The 17,293-nt window shown below is 54.5% G+C and carries 19 protein-coding genes; 4 read left to right on the top strand and 15 right to left on the bottom strand.

The window, feature by feature from the left end; genetic code table 11:
- Positions 1 to 268: 268 nt before the first annotated feature.
- Positions 269 to 2,014 carry a DNA primase gene (gene dnaG / locus RYZ59_RS13540; RefSeq protein ID WP_318048676.1) on the bottom strand — a complete coding sequence of 582 codons (1,746 nt, stop codon included), beginning with the start codon at positions 2,012 to 2,014 and terminating at the stop codon, positions 269 to 271.
- 237 nt (positions 2,015 to 2,251) lie between these two features.
- Positions 2,252 to 2,467, bottom strand: a complete 216-nt coding sequence (gene rpsU, locus RYZ59_RS13545; protein ID WP_001144069.1) for a 30S ribosomal protein S21 — start codon at positions 2,465 to 2,467, stop codon at positions 2,252 to 2,254.
- A gap of 236 nt (positions 2,468 to 2,703) precedes the next feature.
- Between rpsU and tsaD the strand changes: the two genes are divergently transcribed.
- Complete coding sequence (gene tsaD, locus RYZ59_RS13550) at positions 2,704 to 3,717, top strand: tRNA (adenosine(37)-N6)-threonylcarbamoyltransferase complex transferase subunit TsaD (RefSeq protein WP_038633989.1); 1,014 nt, start codon at positions 2,704 to 2,706, stop codon at positions 3,715 to 3,717.
- An 86-nt stretch (positions 3,718 to 3,803) separates the two neighbouring features.
- On the opposite strand, the gene ureG is transcribed toward tsaD, so the two are convergent.
- From ureG to ttdA, 10 genes are all read right to left on the bottom strand, one after another.
- Positions 3,804 to 4,421 (bottom strand): urease accessory protein UreG, encoded by a 618-nt coding sequence (gene ureG, locus RYZ59_RS13555; RefSeq protein WP_318048674.1) that lies wholly within the window; start codon positions 4,419 to 4,421, stop codon positions 3,804 to 3,806.
- A gap of 9 nt (positions 4,422 to 4,430) precedes the next feature.
- Entirely contained in the window at positions 4,431 to 5,102 is a 672-nt protein-coding gene (locus tag RYZ59_RS13560; protein WP_318048673.1) for an urease accessory protein UreF, read from the bottom strand.
- Entirely contained in the window at positions 5,102 to 5,560 is a 459-nt protein-coding gene (gene ureE / locus RYZ59_RS13565) for an urease accessory protein UreE (protein WP_137382802.1), read from the bottom strand. The genes RYZ59_RS13560 and ureE overlap by 1 nt, the downstream gene beginning before the upstream one ends.
- Before the next feature lie 9 nt (positions 5,561 to 5,569).
- Complete coding sequence (ureC, locus tag RYZ59_RS13570) at positions 5,570 to 7,273, bottom strand: urease subunit alpha (RefSeq protein ID WP_318048670.1); 1,704 nt, start codon at positions 7,271 to 7,273, stop codon at positions 5,570 to 5,572.
- Complete coding sequence (locus RYZ59_RS13575; protein ID WP_137382537.1) at positions 7,266 to 7,586, bottom strand: urease subunit beta; 321 nt, start codon at positions 7,584 to 7,586, stop codon at positions 7,266 to 7,268. Before RYZ59_RS13575 ends, ureC begins: the two co-directional genes overlap by 8 nt.
- A 9-nt stretch (positions 7,587 to 7,595) precedes the next feature.
- The gene (locus tag RYZ59_RS13580; RefSeq protein WP_137382538.1) at positions 7,596 to 7,898 is read right to left on the bottom strand and encodes an urease subunit gamma; all 303 of its coding nucleotides are present in this window, start codon (positions 7,896 to 7,898) and stop codon (positions 7,596 to 7,598) included.
- A gap of 10 nt (positions 7,899 to 7,908) precedes the next feature.
- On the bottom strand, positions 7,909 to 8,733 hold the full coding sequence (locus tag RYZ59_RS13585) for an urease accessory protein UreD (protein ID WP_318048688.1): 825 nt from the start codon (positions 8,731 to 8,733) through the stop codon (positions 7,909 to 7,911).
- 122 nt (positions 8,734 to 8,855) lie between these two features.
- Complete coding sequence (locus tag RYZ59_RS13590) at positions 8,856 to 10,319, bottom strand: anion permease (RefSeq protein WP_318048669.1); 1,464 nt, start codon at positions 10,317 to 10,319, stop codon at positions 8,856 to 8,858.
- A gap of 49 nt (positions 10,320 to 10,368) precedes the next feature.
- Complete coding sequence (gene ttdB / locus RYZ59_RS13595; protein ID WP_318048668.1) at positions 10,369 to 10,974, bottom strand: L(+)-tartrate dehydratase subunit beta; 606 nt, start codon at positions 10,972 to 10,974, stop codon at positions 10,369 to 10,371.
- A complete protein-coding gene (gene ttdA / locus RYZ59_RS13600) occupies positions 10,971 to 11,879 on the bottom strand; it encodes a L(+)-tartrate dehydratase subunit alpha (protein WP_202037727.1) in 909 nt (302 codons plus the stop codon). The genes ttdB and ttdA overlap by 4 nt, the downstream gene beginning before the upstream one ends.
- 213 nt (positions 11,880 to 12,092) lie before the next feature.
- On the opposite strand from ttdA, the gene ttdR reads away from it, so the two are divergent.
- Entirely contained in the window at positions 12,093 to 13,034 is a 942-nt protein-coding gene (gene ttdR, locus RYZ59_RS13605) for an L-tartrate utilization transcriptional activator TtdR (RefSeq protein WP_318048665.1), read from the top strand.
- A gap of 31 nt (positions 13,035 to 13,065) precedes the next feature.
- Here ttdR and plsY read toward each other — a convergent pair whose 3' ends face one another.
- Positions 13,066 to 13,683 carry a glycerol-3-phosphate 1-O-acyltransferase PlsY gene (gene plsY, locus RYZ59_RS13610; protein WP_202037729.1) on the bottom strand — a complete coding sequence of 206 codons (618 nt, stop codon included), beginning with the start codon at positions 13,681 to 13,683 and terminating at the stop codon, positions 13,066 to 13,068.
- A 106-nt stretch (positions 13,684 to 13,789) separates the two neighbouring features.
- On the opposite strand from plsY, the gene folB reads away from it, so the two are divergent.
- Positions 13,790 to 14,158: a bifunctional dihydroneopterin aldolase/7,8-dihydroneopterin epimerase gene (gene folB, locus RYZ59_RS13615; RefSeq protein WP_137382544.1), complete on the top strand. Its 369-nt coding sequence runs from the start codon at positions 13,790 to 13,792 to the stop codon at positions 14,156 to 14,158.
- A 90-nt stretch (positions 14,159 to 14,248) separates the two neighbouring features.
- Positions 14,249 to 15,067, top strand: a complete 819-nt coding sequence (bacA, locus tag RYZ59_RS13620; RefSeq protein WP_318048662.1) for an undecaprenyl-diphosphate phosphatase — start codon at positions 14,249 to 14,251, stop codon at positions 15,065 to 15,067.
- Between the two features lie 109 nt (positions 15,068 to 15,176).
- On the opposite strand, the gene RYZ59_RS13625 is transcribed toward bacA, so the two are convergent.
- A complete protein-coding gene (locus RYZ59_RS13625) occupies positions 15,177 to 16,412 on the bottom strand; it encodes a multifunctional CCA addition/repair protein (RefSeq protein WP_318048660.1) in 1,236 nt (411 codons plus the stop codon).
- A gap of 62 nt (positions 16,413 to 16,474) precedes the next feature.
- Positions 16,475 to 17,095, bottom strand: coding sequence for a TIGR04211 family SH3 domain-containing protein (locus RYZ59_RS13630; protein WP_137382547.1), 621 nt, complete (start codon positions 17,093 to 17,095; stop codon positions 16,475 to 16,477).
- Positions 17,096 to 17,293: the final 198 nt, after the last annotated feature.

A 17,293-nucleotide genomic window follows, 5' to 3' on the forward strand; every position in this document is an offset into this window, starting at 1 on the left:
CTCTCCGTGCGGCTGTCGGGGGCTTCCCGATCGATATTCGGCAGTTAAGCCGTTAAATACTTCATCCTTCACGTTGTCTCTGCGTTAGCTGCGTTCGTTACTCGGCTCATCCTGAGCCTCGCCCCTTACGGGGCCGCCGCAAGCAGCGTTCAAATCCGCTCCCGGCGGATTTGTCATCCTGGTCATGTACTTATGTACACTCCCAGGCGTTCGTTCACTTGCTGCCTTGATACAACGCGAATGATTTTGTCTTTGTTTTGTCTTTCGCTTATTTTTTTGCCAGTTCCTGGTTCAGCGTCCAGAGTTCCCGGCGTTCTTCGCTGCTTAAACCGTGTGTGCGCTCACGAGCTATCAACTCTTCCTGGCGCAGTTCAAGCATCGAATCAAACATATGGTTGAGTGAGTCGGTGAAGGTTTTTTCTGCGATATCTTTATCTGCTATATCGTCCCACATCGACAGTTTTTCAAGGGTCGCAGCATCATTTGTACCGCGATAGTGTTCTAAAAGTTGTCCGGTGGTCAGACCTGGCTGAGACAGACAAGTGTTGACCAGTTCTCTGAATAAGCCAAGTCCAGGCAGCTTATTTTGATCCAGTGCGCCTAACGGCGGAACCAGCGGGGCCAAATCCGGGTTTTGCACCAGTAACCCTATAAGTATACGCATGGTCGTACGTTTTAGCTGTGGAACAGGGCGGGAAGCCCCATTTTCTGCCAGTTTTGGCATTAAACGTTCAAGCTGGCTATCATCCAGGATGCCGAGCTTGTTCCCTAACTCCTGTCGCAGATAAATGCGCAACGTTTCGCCTGGTACCTGAGTAATCAGCGGCAATGCCAGCGTGCTGAGCTGTGCGCGTCCGTCCGGGGTACTCAAATCGACCTGCGGCAACAGGCTGTTAAATAAAAACGCGGAGAGCGGCAGCGCCTGCTCCATCCGGGCTTCAAAGGCCTCTTTCCCTTCTTTACGCACCAGCGTATCGGGGTCTTCGCCGTCAGGTAAAAACATAAAACGTAGCTGGCGGCCGTCTGTCATATAAGGCAGTGCGGTTTCCAGCGCGCGCCATGCTGCATCGCGCCCGGCGCGGTCGCCGTCGTAGCAGCAGATGACGTTGTTCGTTGCACGGAACAACAGCTGAATGTGATCGGCGGTGGTTGACGTCCCAAGGGATGCCACGGCGTAGTTAATGCCGTACTGTGCCAGCGCCACCACATCCATATAGCCTTCGACCACTAACAGACGCTGCGGATCGGCGTTATCCTGTTGGGCTTCATAAAGGCCATACAGCTGGCGACCTTTATGGAAAATATCGGTTTCCGGGGAGTTCAGGTACTTCGGCAGGGCATCGCCCAGCACACGTCCACCAAAACCAATGACCCGACCACGTTTGTCGCGGATGGGGAACATCACCCGTTCGCGGAAGCGATCGTAACTGCGTCCCTGATCGTTGGTGACCAACATCCCCGCATCGACCAGCGATTTGCGATTCTCAGCATTGCCGCCAAACCGTTTCAGGACGTTGTCCCAGCCGGGGGGCGCAAAACCAATAGCAAAACGGGTGATAACGTCGCTACTTAATCCTCGCTTTTCCAGGTACTGGCGCGCAGGGGTAGCGGCGGGCTGCATCAAAGACTGTTGATAAAAAGTGTTCAGGCCGTCCATCAATTGATAAAGACTTTGCCGTTGATGGCGCTCTATCTGACTGGGGCCACTGCCTGCTTCATAGGGCACTTCTAAGTTGTGCATTGCGGCCAGTTCTTCGACGGTTTCCACGAACTCGAGCTTGTCGTAGTTCATGAGAAAGTCGACGGCGTTACCGTGTGCACCGCACCCAAAGCAGTGATAAAACTGTTTTTCACCGTTTACGGTGAAAGAGGGGGTTTTTTCGTTATGGAACGGACAGCACGCGTGATAATTTTTGCCCTGCTTTTTCAGCTTTACCCGCGCGTCGATGAGATCGACGATGTCGGTTCTTGCCAGCAGGTCATTGATAAAAACGCGAGGAATTCGTCCAGCCATAAGCCCCTGTTTTTTGATGACTCATATACACAAAATCATTCAGGATGCATCAAGGCGGCAAGGAAGCGAATCCTCAGGAGCGTACAGCAGTACGTGACTGGGGTGAGCGACTGCAGCCAACACTGAGGCAGCTTGAATGATGACGTGTATAAACGAAAATAAGCCGCGCATTCCTTCCGGAAGCACGGCCTTACAACTACAACTCAGTCTGAATTGAGAGCGTTGGCTCTCAATGGATTAGTACAGACGAGTACGGCGTGCGTTTTCGCGAGCCAGTTTCTTCGCGTGACGTTTCACAGCAGAAGCTTTAGCGCGCTTACGTTCGGTAGTCGGTTTTTCATAGAACTCACGACGACGAACTTCCGCCAGAACACCTGCTTTTTCGCATGAACGCTTGAAGCGACGCAGTGCTACGTCGAACGGCTCGTTTTCACGTACTTTAATTACCGGCATGTAACTCTCACCTTTAATAAATTCGGTTTGCCGCTGGCATCAACGCCAGCTTATTTCAAAATGGTGCGGAATTTTACTGCAATTGCTGCTGCTTTGTAAAGCACCGACGCGATTTTGAAAGGGACTTTTATAAGGACAAGGAGTATACACGAGCGAAACTCCTGGGGCGAACAAAGTTTTACATCAACCCGCATTGGTCCTACACTGCGCGGTAATAAAGCGAGGTAAAACAAGTCATGCGTGTACTGGGTATTGAAACATCCTGCGATGAAACCGGCATCGCCATTTACGACGATGAAAAAGGTCTTTTAGCCAACCAATTGTATAGTCAGGTGAAATTACACGCTGACTACGGCGGCGTAGTGCCAGAACTGGCCTCGCGCGATCACGTACGTAAAACCGTACCGCTGATCCAGGCCGCGCTGAAAGAGGCGGGACTGACAGCCAAAGAGATTGACGCGGTAGCCTATACCGCAGGTCCTGGTCTGGTTGGCGCGCTGCTGGTTGGCGCGACCGTAGGACGTTCGCTGGCGTTCGCCTGGGGCGTACCGGCAATTCCTGTGCACCATATGGAAGGGCATCTGCTGGCGCCGATGCTGGAAGAGAATCCCCCTGCGTTCCCGTTCGTCGCGCTGCTGGTTTCCGGCGGTCATACGCAGCTGATTAGCGTCACCGGAATTGGCCAGTATGAACTGCTGGGCGAATCGATTGATGATGCCGCTGGCGAAGCATTCGATAAAACGGCCAAGCTGCTGGGGCTGGATTATCCTGGCGGTCCAATGCTGTCAAAACTGGCTTCGCAAGGCGTTGAAAAGCGTTTTGTCTTCCCGCGCCCGATGACCGACCGTCCAGGGCTGGATTTCAGCTTCTCCGGTCTGAAAACCTTCGCCGCAAATACCATTCGTAATAACGAAAATGACGATCAGACCCGCGCAGACATCGCCCGAGCCTTTGAAGATGCGGTCGTCGATACGCTGATGATCAAGTGCAAGCGCGCACTGGATCAAACCGGTTTTAAACGTCTGGTGATGGCGGGAGGCGTCAGTGCGAACCGCACACTGCGTGCAAAACTGGCCGAGATGATGCAAAAACGCCGTGGCGAAGTGTTCTATGCGCGTCCGGAATTTTGCACCGACAACGGGGCAATGATCGCCTATGCCGGCATGGTGCGTTTTAAAGCGGGCGCGACGGCGGATCTTGGCGTGACGGTACGTCCACGCTGGCCGCTGGCGGAATTACCGGCGGCATAAGTTTTTTTGCCCGGTGGCGCTGTGTTTACCGGGCAAAAAAACCGTAGGCCGGGTCAGGCGAAGCCGCCACCCGGCGATAATTCTCACTACATCCGCAACATTCCCTTCTCTTCCAGAAACGCGATAATTGTTTCCAGACCCTCTCCGGATTTTAAATTACTGAACGTCCATGGACGCTCGCCGCGCATGCGCAAGGTATCGCGCTCCATCACCTCCAGTGATGCGCCGACGTAAGGAGCCAGATCGGTTTTATTGATCACCAGAAAATCGGATTTGGTGATCCCCGGACCACCTTTACGCGGGATCTTCTCGCCTTCAGCAACGTCGATCACATAGATCGTCAGGTCCGCGAGTTCCGGGCTGAAGGTAGCGCTCAGATTATCGCCGCCGCTTTCCACAAAAATCAGATCCAGATTGCCGAATTTCTCACTCAGTGCTTCTACGGCAGCCAGATTCATCGATGCATCTTCGCGGATGGCGGTATGCGGGCAGCCGCCGGTTTCCACACCGACGATCCTGTCTGGCTCCAGTGCGCCCGCCTCGGTGAGAATGCGCTGATCTTCTTTGGTGTAGATATCGTTGGTCACCACCGCCAACTGATAGCTGCTGCGCATGGCTTTGCATAACGCTTCCAGCAGCGCCGTTTTGCCGGAACCCACCGGGCCGCCTACGCCCACGCGCAGGGGATGTTTGTGTGTATTCATGTTTTCTCCTCAGGAGCGGAATAGTCGGGAATATTGCGTTTCATGCCGGGCAGAGGCGATGGCGGCCAGTGGCGTTGAGGAGCCGAGACTGGCGTCAGGGCAAGCCAGTGCCTGTGCCAGATCCTGCGCATAGCGATCGCAAAGCGAGATAATCAAGCGCTGCGCCGCCTGCTGACCAAAGGGGACCAGTTTGACGCCGGCCATCACCGCGCTTTCAATCCAGCTGTAGCCGAAGCTTAACGCCAGCTCTGTCAGCGGGATTTTCCAGCGTACGCCCAGCCAGGCCATGCCGCAGAGCTGGCTTTCACTAAAGAGCGCGCGCCATTGTGGGGAACAATCGGGCTCCCAGTCGGTGACCAGGCGCGTAAAAGCGGCGCCCCGGCTGCGTTCTTCATCCCGCAGTTCGCGGGTTTCCCGGCAGGCCAATAACCAGGCCGTCCAGCGATGTGCCGCCGTAAGATCGTCCTGCTCGCAGGCACGATAAAGTCTCGCCAGTAGCGGCAGGTCGACGGTAAAAAAGTTCTGTTCCATCTGCTGGATTTGCCAGCCAGAGAAGTCATCGACGCTTGTCACCCAGCCGATCTCGACCGCCCACTCCAGGCCCTGGGACCAGGTAAACGCTCCGACCGGTAAACTGCTGCTGGCAAGCTGCATCAGGCGCAGCTGTTGGGTGTTATGCATCAGTGCGCATGACCGTGATGATGGCCGTGTGACTCGCTGGCATAAGCGCCTGCCTCTGGTTCAAACGGCAACTGGGCGAACGTGACCTCGAGGTTGAACTGGCGCAGCATATCGTCCAGCACATGATCGTGGTGGTAGCGCAATTCAGCGGGCAGGATTTGCAGAGGAACGTGGCGGTTGCCGAGGTGATAACAGGCTTTAGCGAGCAGGAAAGGATCGGCGCAGCGCACAACAGAAACCGACTCCGGCGCGGCGATGACTTCGATGACTTCGCTGCCTTCGTCGTTGGTCAGCAGATCGCCGCCGCGCAACAGTAAGCCTCGCGGCAGCATCAGCCCGGCTTCGCGGCCATCGTTCAACGCGACTCTGGCGCGACTTTTTACCCGAATATCAATGGGCAGCGTGACGCTTGCAGTGACAGGATGAGCGTGGTTAAGGCGTTGGGTCAGGTAGATCATCGTCACTCCTTAAAACAGGAAATAGCGTTGCGCCATCGGCAACACATCTGCCGGTTCGCTGGTGATAAGTTCGCCATCAATACGCACCTCGTAGGTTTGGGCATCGACGGTGATATTGGGCTGTAGGCTGTTGTGGATCATGTCGGCTTTTTTCACCGTCCGGCAGCCCTTAACGACAGCGATGGCACTTTGCAGATTGAGCTGTAGCGGGAGGTTTAGCGCATCAGCAGCCTGAGAGATAAATGTCAGACGACTGTGATGCCGCGCCGCGCCGAGCGCGCCAAACATCATGCGGTAATGCACCGGCTGCGGAGTCGGGATCGAGGCGTTGATATCGCCCATTGGTGCGCAGGCAATCATCCCGCCCTTAACGATTGTTGCCGGTTTTACACCAAAGAATGCCGGTGACCACAGCACCAGGTCAGCCAGTTTGCCAGGCTCAATGGAACCGACTTCGTGGGCGATACCGTGGGTCAGCGCCGGGTTGATGGTGTATTTGGCGATATAGCGTTTAACGCGTTGGTTATCGTTATCGCCGGTTTCTTCCGCCAGCGGACCGCGCTGGACCTTCATGCGGTGCGCCACTTGCCAGGTACGCAGGATCACTTCGCCCACACGCCCCATGGCCTGAGAATCAGATGAGGTCAGGGAAAATGCGCCAATATCGTGCAGCACATCTTCGGCGGCGATCGTTTCCCGACGAATACGCGATTCGGCAAAAGCCACGTCCTCGGCGATATCCGGGTCGAGGTGGTGGCAGACCATTAACATATCGAGGTGCTCGTCGATGGTGTTGACGGTGTAAGGCAGCGTTGGGTTGGTAGAAGAGGGCAGGATATTCGCGTGTGCGCAGGCGGTGATGATGTCCGGCGCATGGCCGCCACCCGCCCCTTCGGTGTGAAAGGTATGAATCGTGCGATCGCCAATTGCCGCCAGCGTGTCTTCGACGAAGCCAGACTCATTCAACGTGTCGCTGTGCAGCGCGACCTGAATGTCCATTTCATCAGCGACGGTCAGTGCGCAGTCGATAGCTGCCGGGGTGGCACCCCAGTCTTCGTGGATCTTCAGGCCAATTGCCCCCGCGCTGATTTGCTCGCGCAGGGCGTCAGGATTTGAGCCGTTGCCTTTGCCCAGCAAACCGATGTTAACCGGCAGCGCATCAGCCGCCTGCAGCATACGGGCGATATACCATGGACCTGGCGTACAGGTGGTGGCATGGGTTCCTGCTGCCGGTCCCGTACCGCCGCCGATCATTGTCGTCACGCCGGATACCAGTGCTTCTTGCGCCTGCTGCGGGCAGATCCAGTGAATATGCGTATCCACGCCGCCCGCGGTGACGATCTTACCTTCTCCGGCGATCGCTTCCGTGCCAACGCCGACAGGGATCGTGACGTCAGGTTGAATATCCGGGTTACCGGCTTTGCCAATGGCGAAGATCCTGCCGTTCTTGATGCCAATATCCGCTTTAACGATCCCCCAGTGATCGACGATCAGCGCGTTGGTTATCACCAGATCCACACACGCTTGCGCGCGCATTTGACCCTGACCCATACCGTCGCGGATCACTTTTCCGCCGCCGAATTTGACCTCTTCGCCGTAGGTGGTGAAGTCTTTTTCTACTTCGATCCACAGTTCCGTATCTGCCAGCCGTACTTTATCGCCGGTGGTCGGGCCAAACATATCAACGTAGGCCTGCCGGGACAGTTCACTCATTGTCTGCCTCCAGTGCACCCATGACTTCACCGCGAAAACCCACGATCCGCTGTGCACCGGCCACACGCACCAGTTCGACTTCCCGCTTTTGTCCGGGTTCGAAACGTACTGCGGTACCCGCAGCAATATTCAGGCGAAAACCGCGTGCGGACTGACGGTCAAAATGTAGCGCTGGATTGGCTTCGTAAAAGTGATAGTGCGATCCCACCTGGATGGGGCGGTCGCCATGATTTTCCACCACGATCGTGCGGGTTGTCCGGCCCGAATTGATCGCGATAGTTCCCGTTGAGATCTGATATTCACCAGGGATCATTGCTGCTCCTTAAACGATCGGGGTATGGACGGTGACCAGCTTAGAACCGTCCGGAAACGTGGCTTCTACCTGAATATCCGGGATCATCTCCGGAACGCCTTCCATCACTTGATCGCGGGTGAGAACGTGGCGACCGTCTTCCATCAGTGAGGCAACAGTTTTGCCATCGCGCGCACCTTCCATAATAAAAGCGCTGATCAACGCTACTGATTCCGGGTAGTTCAGCTTTAGCCCGCGGGCCAGGCGGCGCTCTGCCACCAACGCAGCGGTAAACAGCAACAGCTTGTCTTTTTCTCGGGGGGTCAGTTCCATAAGGGTTCTCTTAGGTTTGCCAGATTCGCGGGAGTACAGGAGATTTCTGCGTAAGCAGTGGGCGTACAAATTGCCAGATATCGCGCATCACGCGCTGAACGACCAGGTTGTCATCTGCCAGAAAACGTAGCGTAAGCAATGCGTCGTTAAGCGTGGCTCCGGCGTAATTTCCCAGTGGTGTGAGCCGTTCACGTACTCCTTCCAGAATATTTTCGTTCGCCGGGTAGCACAGCAGTGTGCCAACCCAGGGATGCCGGGCAATGCTGCTCAAGTCTCCACCCTGCAACTTCAGGCGTTCTATCAGGAGCGGTTGTCCATCCCGCCATACTTCCAGACGGTTCTGCAGCGTGCCGTGACTGAACGTTTCCTGCAGTACCGGTCGTCCGAGACACAAGAGATCCCAGGCAAACAGATGACTTTCATGTGTCAGGTGAAAGACTGACTGGAGAGTGGCATTGGCGCCGGGAAAGAGGATCGTGTCCTGCGGTAGCCACTCCAGCGTGGCGTGTGGGGCGAGGGTAAAATGCTGGCGTAGCTGCGCCTGCGGCCCACGGCTGCGATAAAATTTTCCCGCGCCTGGCTGGGTGATTAACGCGTGGCTGTTTTCGTCGAGCGTTACGGCGATATGGAGCTCATCCCCGCCGACGATCCCCGCCGGTGGATGAAGCAAATAGAGATGGCAAACGTCCTCTTCCGGGTAAAACGGGCGCTGGACCGTTAACGGGCCGTGATGATGCGACGAGGCAAGCACCGTTTTGTGTGTGGTGCGGGTAAACTGCAGATCCAGTTCGGCCTGCCAGCCCCGTGTATGTGTCTCGTGCGCAACCGTATCCAGAGCGTTTCCCTTATCGGCATGAGGGTATTTGCATACAAAAAAGTATGCCTCAGCGCAGTGGGAAAAGGGTCATATGAGAAGCTTATGGAAAAAGGGGCGACAATACGCCGCCCCAATGGGGTTTACAGTAAAACGAGGGGCATCCAGACCAGGCCGGTTATTACCAGCAGCACGAGGAAGATCAGGCCGAAAATGGCACCTAATCGCCAGTAATCTACCGTCGGTAAATAGCCGCTACCGTAGTAGATAGGGCTTGGGCCGGTTGCATAGGGGGTCAGAATGCTGCCCAAACCAATCGCCGCACCCACCATCAGGCAGAAGACGGGTAGTGGGATAGCGGGCATCGCCAGCGCGGCGGCAATCATCATCGGCGCCAGTGCCGAGGTATAGGCCGTGGCGCTGGCAAAGAAGTAGCGCAGCAGATAAAACACCACGATCAGTGCCACCATCACCATCATTGGCGAATAGCCGCTCAGCCCGTTTGCCAGCAGCTTGCCGAACCAGGTAATAAAACCGGTGTTATTGAGCCCGGTGGCGAGCGTTATCAGCGAGGCCAGCCAGAAAAAGACGTTCCACGCGGCTTTATTGCTGACGATGTCATCCCAGCTAATGATGCGCAGCACCAGCATCAGTGCTACCACGCTGTAACCGACCATCGCGGCATCGATATAGTCACCGCCGAAGATCCACAGCACCAGCGCGCCGACCATCAGCACCAGCATCTTTTTCTCGCGCACACACAGCGGCCCCATTGCTTTTAGCTCGGTGTCTGCCCAGCGCGGTACCTGGTCGCCGGATTTTAGCACCGGCGGGTACAACACGTACGCCAGCCAGGGCACGATCAACACCAGCAAAATACTCAGCGGTAACATCCCTAAGAACCAGTCGCCCCAGCTTAGCGCCGTGTGAGATGCGCCTTTCATCAGACCGATTAGCAGCAGGTTTGGTGCCATTGCCGTTAAGAAAATAGCGCTGGTAACGCAATCAGCGACAATCCCCATCCACATAATGTAAGAGCCGATAGAGCGGGCGCTGGGATCATTGGGCTGTGAGTTATACAGCGGCGGCAGGTTGCGGATAATCGGGTAGATTATTCCGGCGCCACGCGCAGAGTTAGAGGGTGTGACAGGAGCAAGGATCAGTTCAGAGAACATCACCGCGTAGCCGAGAAACAACGTACGGTGCCCCATCTTTTTCACCAGCATCAGCGCAATACGTCGACCAAGTCCGGTTTTCTCATAGCCGGTGCCAAACATAAAAGCAGCGAAAATCAGCCAGATAACTGAGTTAGAAAAACCCGATACCGCCCATGACAGCGATTTGGCGGTAAATTTAAAACCGTCCTGCGCGAGTTGCTCCGGGCTGAACAGGATCCACGGCGACAGTACCGCGATAATCGAAATACCTATCATCGCGACTACTGCACCCGGTACAGGTTCCAGAATGAGCCCGACAATCACACCGGTAAAGACGGCAAAATAGAGCCAGGTGTGGCTCTCAAGACCGGTGGGAACGGGCAGAACATCAATAATGGCGATAACCACCAGCGGAGCCAGGTATCGCCACCAACCAGCTAAAGGTGCCATTGTTGTATCCCTGCGAAAGGGGGAGGGGCGCAGCGCCCCTCCGGAAGGGTTATCTGATGTAGTGCACGTGCTCGCAGATTTCTTCCACGATCGGCTCGCGGCGTTCAGCGAATAACTTTTTGTTTTCAGCGATCAGGTTATTGCCGTGGGTGTCGATGGAAACAATCAGTGGGCCGAACTCTTTTACCCGGCATACCCACAGGGATTCCGGCATGCCCAACTCCGTCCAGTGCACTTCTTCGATCTCTTCAACCTGGGTTGCCGCAACGACTGCGCAGCCAGCCGGGAAGATCACGTGCAGCGCTTTGAACTGCTTGCAGCCTTCTTCCGTCAACGGCCCCATACCGCCCTTACCGACCACCAGTTTCACACCTGTTTGTTCAATGAACTCTTTCTCGAAGGCTTCCATACGCATGCTGGTGGTTGGGCCAACGGAAACCATCTCCCATTTTTCACCGTTCTTACGCACGATCGGTCCGGCGTGGAAAATTGCTTTACCGTTTAGATCGTACGGGATCGGGCGCTTAAGTTCGATCAGGCGGCGGTGGCACACGTCGCGACAAGTCACCAGCGTACCGGTCAGGTAAATGACATCGCCAACGCGGATGTCTGCCAGATCTTCGGCTTTGATCGGGGTTGTCAGGATCTTTTTCATAACGCGCTCCGGGTGTGAGACAGATTTTCGAAGGAGAGATCAGCATGAACCAGCAGCGTGCCGCGACGGTGCGCCCAGCAGCCAGTAGAGACGGCAACGCCGATAGTGGAGGGATGGCGTGCGGCAGATTCGATATGTACGCCCATGACGGAGCTATTCCCGGTCAACCCTTGTGGGCCAATGCCCAGACGGTTAAGTCCCTCTTCCAGGCGCAGTTCCAGTTCAGCCGCTTTCGGGTTCGGGTGACGTGACCCGATAGGACGCAGTACCGCTTTTCGTGACAGCACGGCCGCAGTTTCTACGGAGGTCGCAATACCGACACCGACCAGCACCGGCGGGCAGGCATTGACCGCCAGCGTGGAGATATTTTCGAAGACAAATTTCACTACGCCTTCGTAGCCTTCAGAAGGCATTAACACTTTGGATCGTCCCGGCAGCGTACAGCCACCGCCCGCCATGTAGACTTCGATTTCTGCATCGTCGCCGTCAGGGATGATATCCCAGGTGACCCACGGCACACCGGTACCGGTATTTTTACCGGTATTCACTTCGTCAAAAATCTCGACCGCGTTATGACGCAGCGGCGCTTTGACGGTCGCGTCTTCAACGGCTTGTTTCAAAATGCTTTGCAGTTCGCCCAGTAGCGGAAAGCGGGAGCCGACTTTTACAAAGAACATGATTTCGCCGGTGTCCTGACAGGCCGGGCGATTCAGGTCGATAGCCTTCTGCATGTTGTCAAACATGGTGTGGTAAATGATTTTACCCATCGGCGAGGTTTCACCTTCGCGTAGCTGTTTTAATTTATCTACGACGTCGTCAGGCATGCGGGTAGAAATCATGGCGGTAAAGTCTGCGACAATGTTCGTCAGCGTATTTATCGCATTTTGGTTATTTTGCTTGCTCATCTTGTTAACTCCAGTTCTTTTATTTATCTGGAAATAAATTCTCCGGCACAAACTAACACTAAAAATGTGGTTTTATATTATTTGCCACTGTGAATATCCAATTAACAGTTCGTGAATGATGTCCGGATAAGGCAATAAAAATTGCGCGAGGGCAGGGTTTCATTCGCATCAGAGAATTACACTGCGGTTAACAACATCACGGATATACTGAATATGCTGAACACTTATCCCCTGGCGAAAGACCTGCAGGTGCTGGTTGAGATTGTTCATAGTGGCAGCTTTAGCGCAGCCGCCGCGACGCTTGGACAAACGCCCGCGTTTGTGACAAAACGCATTCAGATCCTCGAATCTACGCTGAGCACAACACTGCTTAGCCGCTCTGCGCGCGGCGTGGCACTCACGGAAAGCGGGCAACGCTGTTATGAACATGCGCTGGAGATCCTTGCCCGTTATCAGCATCTGGTGGATGACGTTACACAAATCAAAACGCGTCCGGAAGGGATGATTCGTATCGGCTGTAGTTTTGGATTTGGGCGTAGTTATATTGCCCCGGCAATTACCGAATTGATGCACAGCTATCCTGAATTACAGGTGCATTTTGAGCTTTACGATCGGCAAATTGATTTAGCTCAGGATAATATCGATCTGGATATTCGAATTAATGATGACATTCCTGATTATTATATTGCACATTTGTTAACGAAAAATAAAAGAATATTGTGTGCCGCACCGATATATTTACAAAAATATGGCCAGCCGATGACGTTACAGGAATTAAGTCATCACGATTGCCTGGTAACGAAAGAGCGCGATATGACCCACGGGGTATGGGAGCTCGACAACGGTCAGGAGAAAAAAACGGTTAAGGTGGCAGGGCACCTTTCGTCCAACAGCGGTGAGATTGTGCTGCAATGGGCGCTGCAAGGAAAAGGGATTATGTTACGCTCCGAATGGGATGTGCAGCCGTTCCTGCGCAGCGGCGAGTTGGTTCGTGTACTGCCAGGCTACGCGCAGAGCGCCAATATTTGGGCGGTTTATAAGGAGCCGCTGTATCGCAGCGTGAAGCTGCGTGTGTGCGTGGAGTTTCTGGCTGCGTGGTGTCAACACAGATTGGGTAAGCCTGTTGAGGGGTATCAGATCCCACAAGCCGGATAAGACGCGTTCGCGTCGCCATCCGGCAAGAAAATCATTCAGGGTCTTTTTCGCGCTTTTTCTTTAGCTTGGTCCAGATTTTTGTCTCCTGACGACGCCACAGACGCTGGATGTTGTCATGGTGACGCAGCAGAATTAAGCATGACAGCATGGAGACCGGAAAGGTGAACTGAGGGTTGAACCACCAGACGTAGAACGGCGCAATCAGTGCGCTGACGATAGCGCCTAATGATGAATAGCCGCTCAGCAGGACGGTGAGCAGCCAGGTGCCGGCCATTACGCCAGTAAGATCCCAACCAATCGGCGCAATCGCGCCAAAGGCGGTGGCGACGCCTTTTCCACCTTTAAAGCCGAAAAATATCGGCCAAATATGCCCCAGGCAGGCCGCGATAGCGATCAATCCCAACCAGAAGGGGCTGACGCCTAGCGCGTATGCCCCCCAGACGGGTAACATACCTTTCAGGACGTCGAAAATCAGCACGGCGACGGCGGCTCCTTTGCCTCCAATTCGCAGCACGTTTGTCGCGCCCGGATTCCCTGAGCCGCTTGTACGCGGGTCCGGCAATCCAGCGAGGCGGCATACCAGAATGGCACTGGAAATTGAGCCGCAGAGGTACGCGAAGATGATCATTCCAGGCGCGATTGCACTCATAAGCTGTTCCGTTTTGAAAATGTCGTGTAAAACGCTACTTCTGTGGATAATACGCATATTTCGCCGGAAGTGGTATCCGGGTTAGCCAAAAAGCAGGCAGGTCGTGATGGATATTGTATTTATAGAGCAACTTTCAGTAATCACCACTATCGGTGTTTATGACTGGGAACAAACTATCGAACAAAAACTGGTGTTCGATATCGAAATGGCATGGGATAACCGTAAATCTGCCAAAAGTGATGATGTCGCTGATTGCCTGAGCTATGCTGATATTGCTCAAACAGTTGTTAATCATGTGGAAGGTGGGCGTTTTGCACTGGTAGAACGTGTGGCGGAAGAGGTGGCGGATCTCCTGCTCAGCCGCTTTAATTCTCCATGGGTGCGCATCAAGCTGAGCAAACCTGGTGCGGTGGCCCGTGCGGCAAACGTCGGGGTTATCATCGAACGTAGCAATAATCTGAAAGAAAATAATTAACTTAATAATATCTAAACCAAACAGGTATAAAAGAGTCCTGACGTCGGCTCTTTTTTGCCGTGCTTTTTCTCTTTCGTTAGGGGTTTATTGATGAGTGATATGCACTCGCTGCTGGTAGCGGCAATTTTGGGTGTGGTCGAAGGGCTGACGGAGTTCCTACCCGTTTCCAGTACCGGCCATATGATAATTGTTGGCCACCTGCTAGGTTTTGAGGGCGATACCGCAAAAACGTTTGAAGTCGTGATCCAACTGGGTTCCATTCTGGCGGTTGTGGTGATGTTCTGGCGACGTCTGTTTGGTTTAATTGGCATTCACTTTGGCAAGACTCCGTATGAAGGTACTGGCAAAGGGCGACTGACCCTCGGGCATATCTTGTTGGGGATGGTTCCTGCTGTGGTTCTGGGTCTGGTCTTCCACGACACCATCAAGTCATTGTTTAACCCAATCAATGTGATGTACGCGCTGGTGGTGGGGGGCGTGCTGCTGATTGTCGCAGAGTGCCTCAAACCAAAAGAGCCGCGTGCGCCGGGTCTGGACGATATGACTTACCGCCAGGCGTTTATGATTGGCTGTTTCCAGTGTCTGGCGCTATGGCCCGGTTTTTCCCGCTCCGGAGCGACTATCTCTGGCGGTATGCTGATGGGTGTGAGCCGTTATGCGGCATCTGAATTCTCATTCCTGCTGGCGGTTCCGATGATGATGGGCGCGACGGCGCTGGATCTCTACAAAAGCTGGTCGTTCCTGACTGCGTCAGATATTCCGATGTTTGCTGTCGGCTTCGTGACGGCATTTGTTGTGGCGCTGGTGGCGATCAAAACCTTCCTGCAACTGATTAAACGGATCTCGTTTATTCCGTTTGCGATTTATCGTTTTGTGGTCGCCGCCGCCGTTTACGTGGTGTTCTTCTGATGACTTTCCGTGGTGCCGGATGGCGGCGTTCCGCCTTATCCGGCCTACGGGTTATATCCGTTTCGAAGCTGTAGGCCGGATAAGCGCAGCGCATCCGGCAATGCATTTCCTACGCTTTTGGGCAGCGCTGTTCCTTCCAGCTAGCCACCGCCGCAATGCGACGTCGGGTTAGCTCCTCGCGAATTTCCGGCCCTTTGAATCCCGCCTCAACGACGTCTTTCGTTGGCACCGCCTGTGCAACCTGCCAGGCTTCGCGCAGCAATCTGCCCTGCGGATAATCTGCTGCTTCAAAACCGGTTCGGCCACGCACGTCGGCCTCGCTGGTCAGGGCGATTTGTTCCACACGTTGCGGTTTACGCCAGGCGTCAATGGAATCAAACAGTTTCACGATGGTTTTGGGCTGCAGGATCGGGAAGGTATGAATCAGATCGTGAAATTCGGCTACCAGTTTGGCTAAATCGCGGATGTCATTGGGCACGCGCATGCGTTGGCACAGTTGTTCTACCAACTTAACGCCTGCCGGGCCGTGACCATGGTGGCGCGGCCAGAGTGCTTTGGGTGTCAATGCTTTACCGAGATCGTGACACAGCGTGGCGAAACGCACGTCGACCTCCGGGCTTAACATGGCCGCCATCGACAGCGTCATCAGCGTGTGAATGCCGGTGTCGATTTCCGGATGCCATTGTGCGGGGGCCGGAACGCCAAACAGGGCATCTACTTCCGGGAACAGCACGCGCAGGGCATCGCAATCGCGCAGGACCTGGAAAAATACCTGCGGATTACGGGTGGTTAAGGCGCTTTCTGTCTCTTTCCACACGCGTTCTGGCGTCAGGTGTTCCAGCTCGCCAGCAGCTGCCATGTTGCGCATCAGCGTCATGGTTTCATCAGCAACACGAAATCCGAGGTGTGCATAGCGGGCAGCGAAACGCGCCACGCGCAGAACGCGCAGCGGATCTTCACTAAAAGCAGGGGATACATGGCGCAACAAACGATTTTCCAGGTCGCCACGGCCGTTATACGGATCGATAATCTCTCCGTCGTCGTCACGGGCCAACGCGTTGATCGTCAGATCGCGGCGCTGAAGATCGGCTTCCAGCGAAACGTCCGGCGCGGCATAACAGGTGAATCCGGTATAGCCTGAGCCCGATTTTCGTTCGGTGCGCGCCAGAGCATACTCTTCCCGGGTGCGTGGGTGGAGAAACACGGGGAAATCGCGACCTACCTGCTGATAGCCCGCGTCAAGCATCTCCTGCGGCGTGGCGCCGACAACGACCCAATCTTTATCTTTAATCGGTAGCCCTAATAACGCATCCCGAACAGCACCACCGACCAGATAAATCTTCACACCACATTCCTTTTGAAAAACAGTATTCCTTAATCATATGTCAGTGTGGCGGAGAAGGCGATTCAGTTCATCCAGCGATCTTTGCGCTTCCGGCTTGGGATCATGTGTGGCAGAACCAGACCGAGAAGCAGGCCGAGTCCGAGCACGCCGCCGCCATACATAAACCACTGCATGATGATGGTGCGCTGTTTGTCATCAAGCTGCAGGTTAGCGGCGCTGACTTTCTTTTGCGCCACGATAAGCTCATTCTTCAGCTTCTGGTTTTCTTCCTTCAACCCGTCGATCACGCTGTCGCTTTGCGCTACTTTTTGCTGCATATCGGCGGTGCGCTGGTTCCACGTGGTATCGATATTATTGAGCTTATCGGTCAGTGTCTTAACCTGGTTTTCCAGATCGGGTACACGGGTACGCAGGCTTGGCGTACTGTTCAGCTCTTTAAGTGGGATCCACGCGGTACGTCCAGTGCTGTCTTTCACCTGGGCGTAGTTGGTGTTGGCGTCAGTCTGTAAAAGCGTAACTTCCTCGCCGGCGTTAACCGTGCCCACGAGGCGATAATTATCGCCTGGACCGCTGCGGACCCAGGTGTTCAGTTCATCAGAGACATAGCGCTTCTCTTCGGCATGAGAGACTGCAGTGGCGCTAAGTGCGAGTAAAGTTAATCCAATCAGGCGTAATTTTGGCATCAGGCTGTCGTTATTGTCATAGAAAGTGGAACGATAGTAGTGGCATCAGTGTCTCTACGCAAAGCATTCGACATCAATCGGAATCATCTGTGTCCTTTTTGCCACCACCCGAAACTTTTACGCCCGTCAAATTGCACGTTGCATGGCAATTTGGCGCAAAATACTATCTACTGACAATAAAGAATGCACTTAGTTCGC

The sequence above is a fragment of the Citrobacter sp. HN-141 genome (assembly GCF_033341895.1).
GTDB lineage: Bacteria > Pseudomonadota > Gammaproteobacteria > Enterobacterales > Enterobacteriaceae > Citrobacter.

Bases quoted from the DNA above. Each gene is read 5' to 3' on its own strand.
- dnaG (WP_318048676.1), bottom strand. From the start codon at position 2,014: ATGGCTGGACGAATTCCTCGCGTTTTTATCAATGACCTGCTGGCAAGA.
- rpsU (WP_001144069.1), bottom strand. From the start codon at position 2,467: ATGCCGGTAATTAAAGTACGTGAAAACGAGCCGTTCGACGTAGCACTG.
- tsaD (WP_038633989.1), top strand. From the start codon at position 2,704: ATGCGTGTACTGGGTATTGAAACATCCTGCGATGAAACCGGCATCGCC.
- ureG (WP_318048674.1), bottom strand. From the start codon at position 4,421: ATGAATACACACAAACATCCCCTGCGCGTGGGCGTAGGCGGCCCGGTG.
- RYZ59_RS13560 (WP_318048673.1), bottom strand. From the start codon at position 5,102: ATGCATAACACCCAACAGCTGCGCCTGATGCAGCTTGCCAGCAGCAGT.
- ureE (WP_137382802.1), bottom strand. From the start codon at position 5,560: ATGATCTACCTGACCCAACGCCTTAACCACGCTCATCCTGTCACTGCA.
- ureC (WP_318048670.1), bottom strand. From the start codon at position 7,273: ATGAGTGAACTGTCCCGGCAGGCCTACGTTGATATGTTTGGCCCGACC.
- RYZ59_RS13575 (WP_137382537.1), bottom strand. From the start codon at position 7,586: ATGATCCCTGGTGAATATCAGATCTCAACGGGAACTATCGCGATCAAT.
- RYZ59_RS13580 (WP_137382538.1), bottom strand. From the start codon at position 7,898: ATGGAACTGACCCCCCGAGAAAAAGACAAGCTGTTGCTGTTTACCGCT.
- RYZ59_RS13590 (WP_318048669.1), bottom strand. From the start codon at position 10,319: ATGGCACCTTTAGCTGGTTGGTGGCGATACCTGGCTCCGCTGGTGGTT.
- ttdB (WP_318048668.1), bottom strand. From the start codon at position 10,974: ATGAAAAAGATCCTGACAACCCCGATCAAAGCCGAAGATCTGGCAGAC.
- ttdA (WP_202037727.1), bottom strand. From the start codon at position 11,879: ATGAGCAAGCAAAATAACCAAAATGCGATAAATACGCTGACGAACATT.
- ttdR (WP_318048665.1), top strand. From the start codon at position 12,093: ATGCTGAACACTTATCCCCTGGCGAAAGACCTGCAGGTGCTGGTTGAG.
- plsY (WP_202037729.1), bottom strand. From the start codon at position 13,683: ATGAGTGCAATCGCGCCTGGAATGATCATCTTCGCGTACCTCTGCGGC.
- folB (WP_137382544.1), top strand. From the start codon at position 13,790: ATGGATATTGTATTTATAGAGCAACTTTCAGTAATCACCACTATCGGT.
- bacA (WP_318048662.1), top strand. From the start codon at position 14,249: ATGAGTGATATGCACTCGCTGCTGGTAGCGGCAATTTTGGGTGTGGTC.
- RYZ59_RS13630 (WP_137382547.1), bottom strand. From the start codon at position 17,095: ATGCCAAAATTACGCCTGATTGGATTAACTTTACTCGCACTTAGCGCC.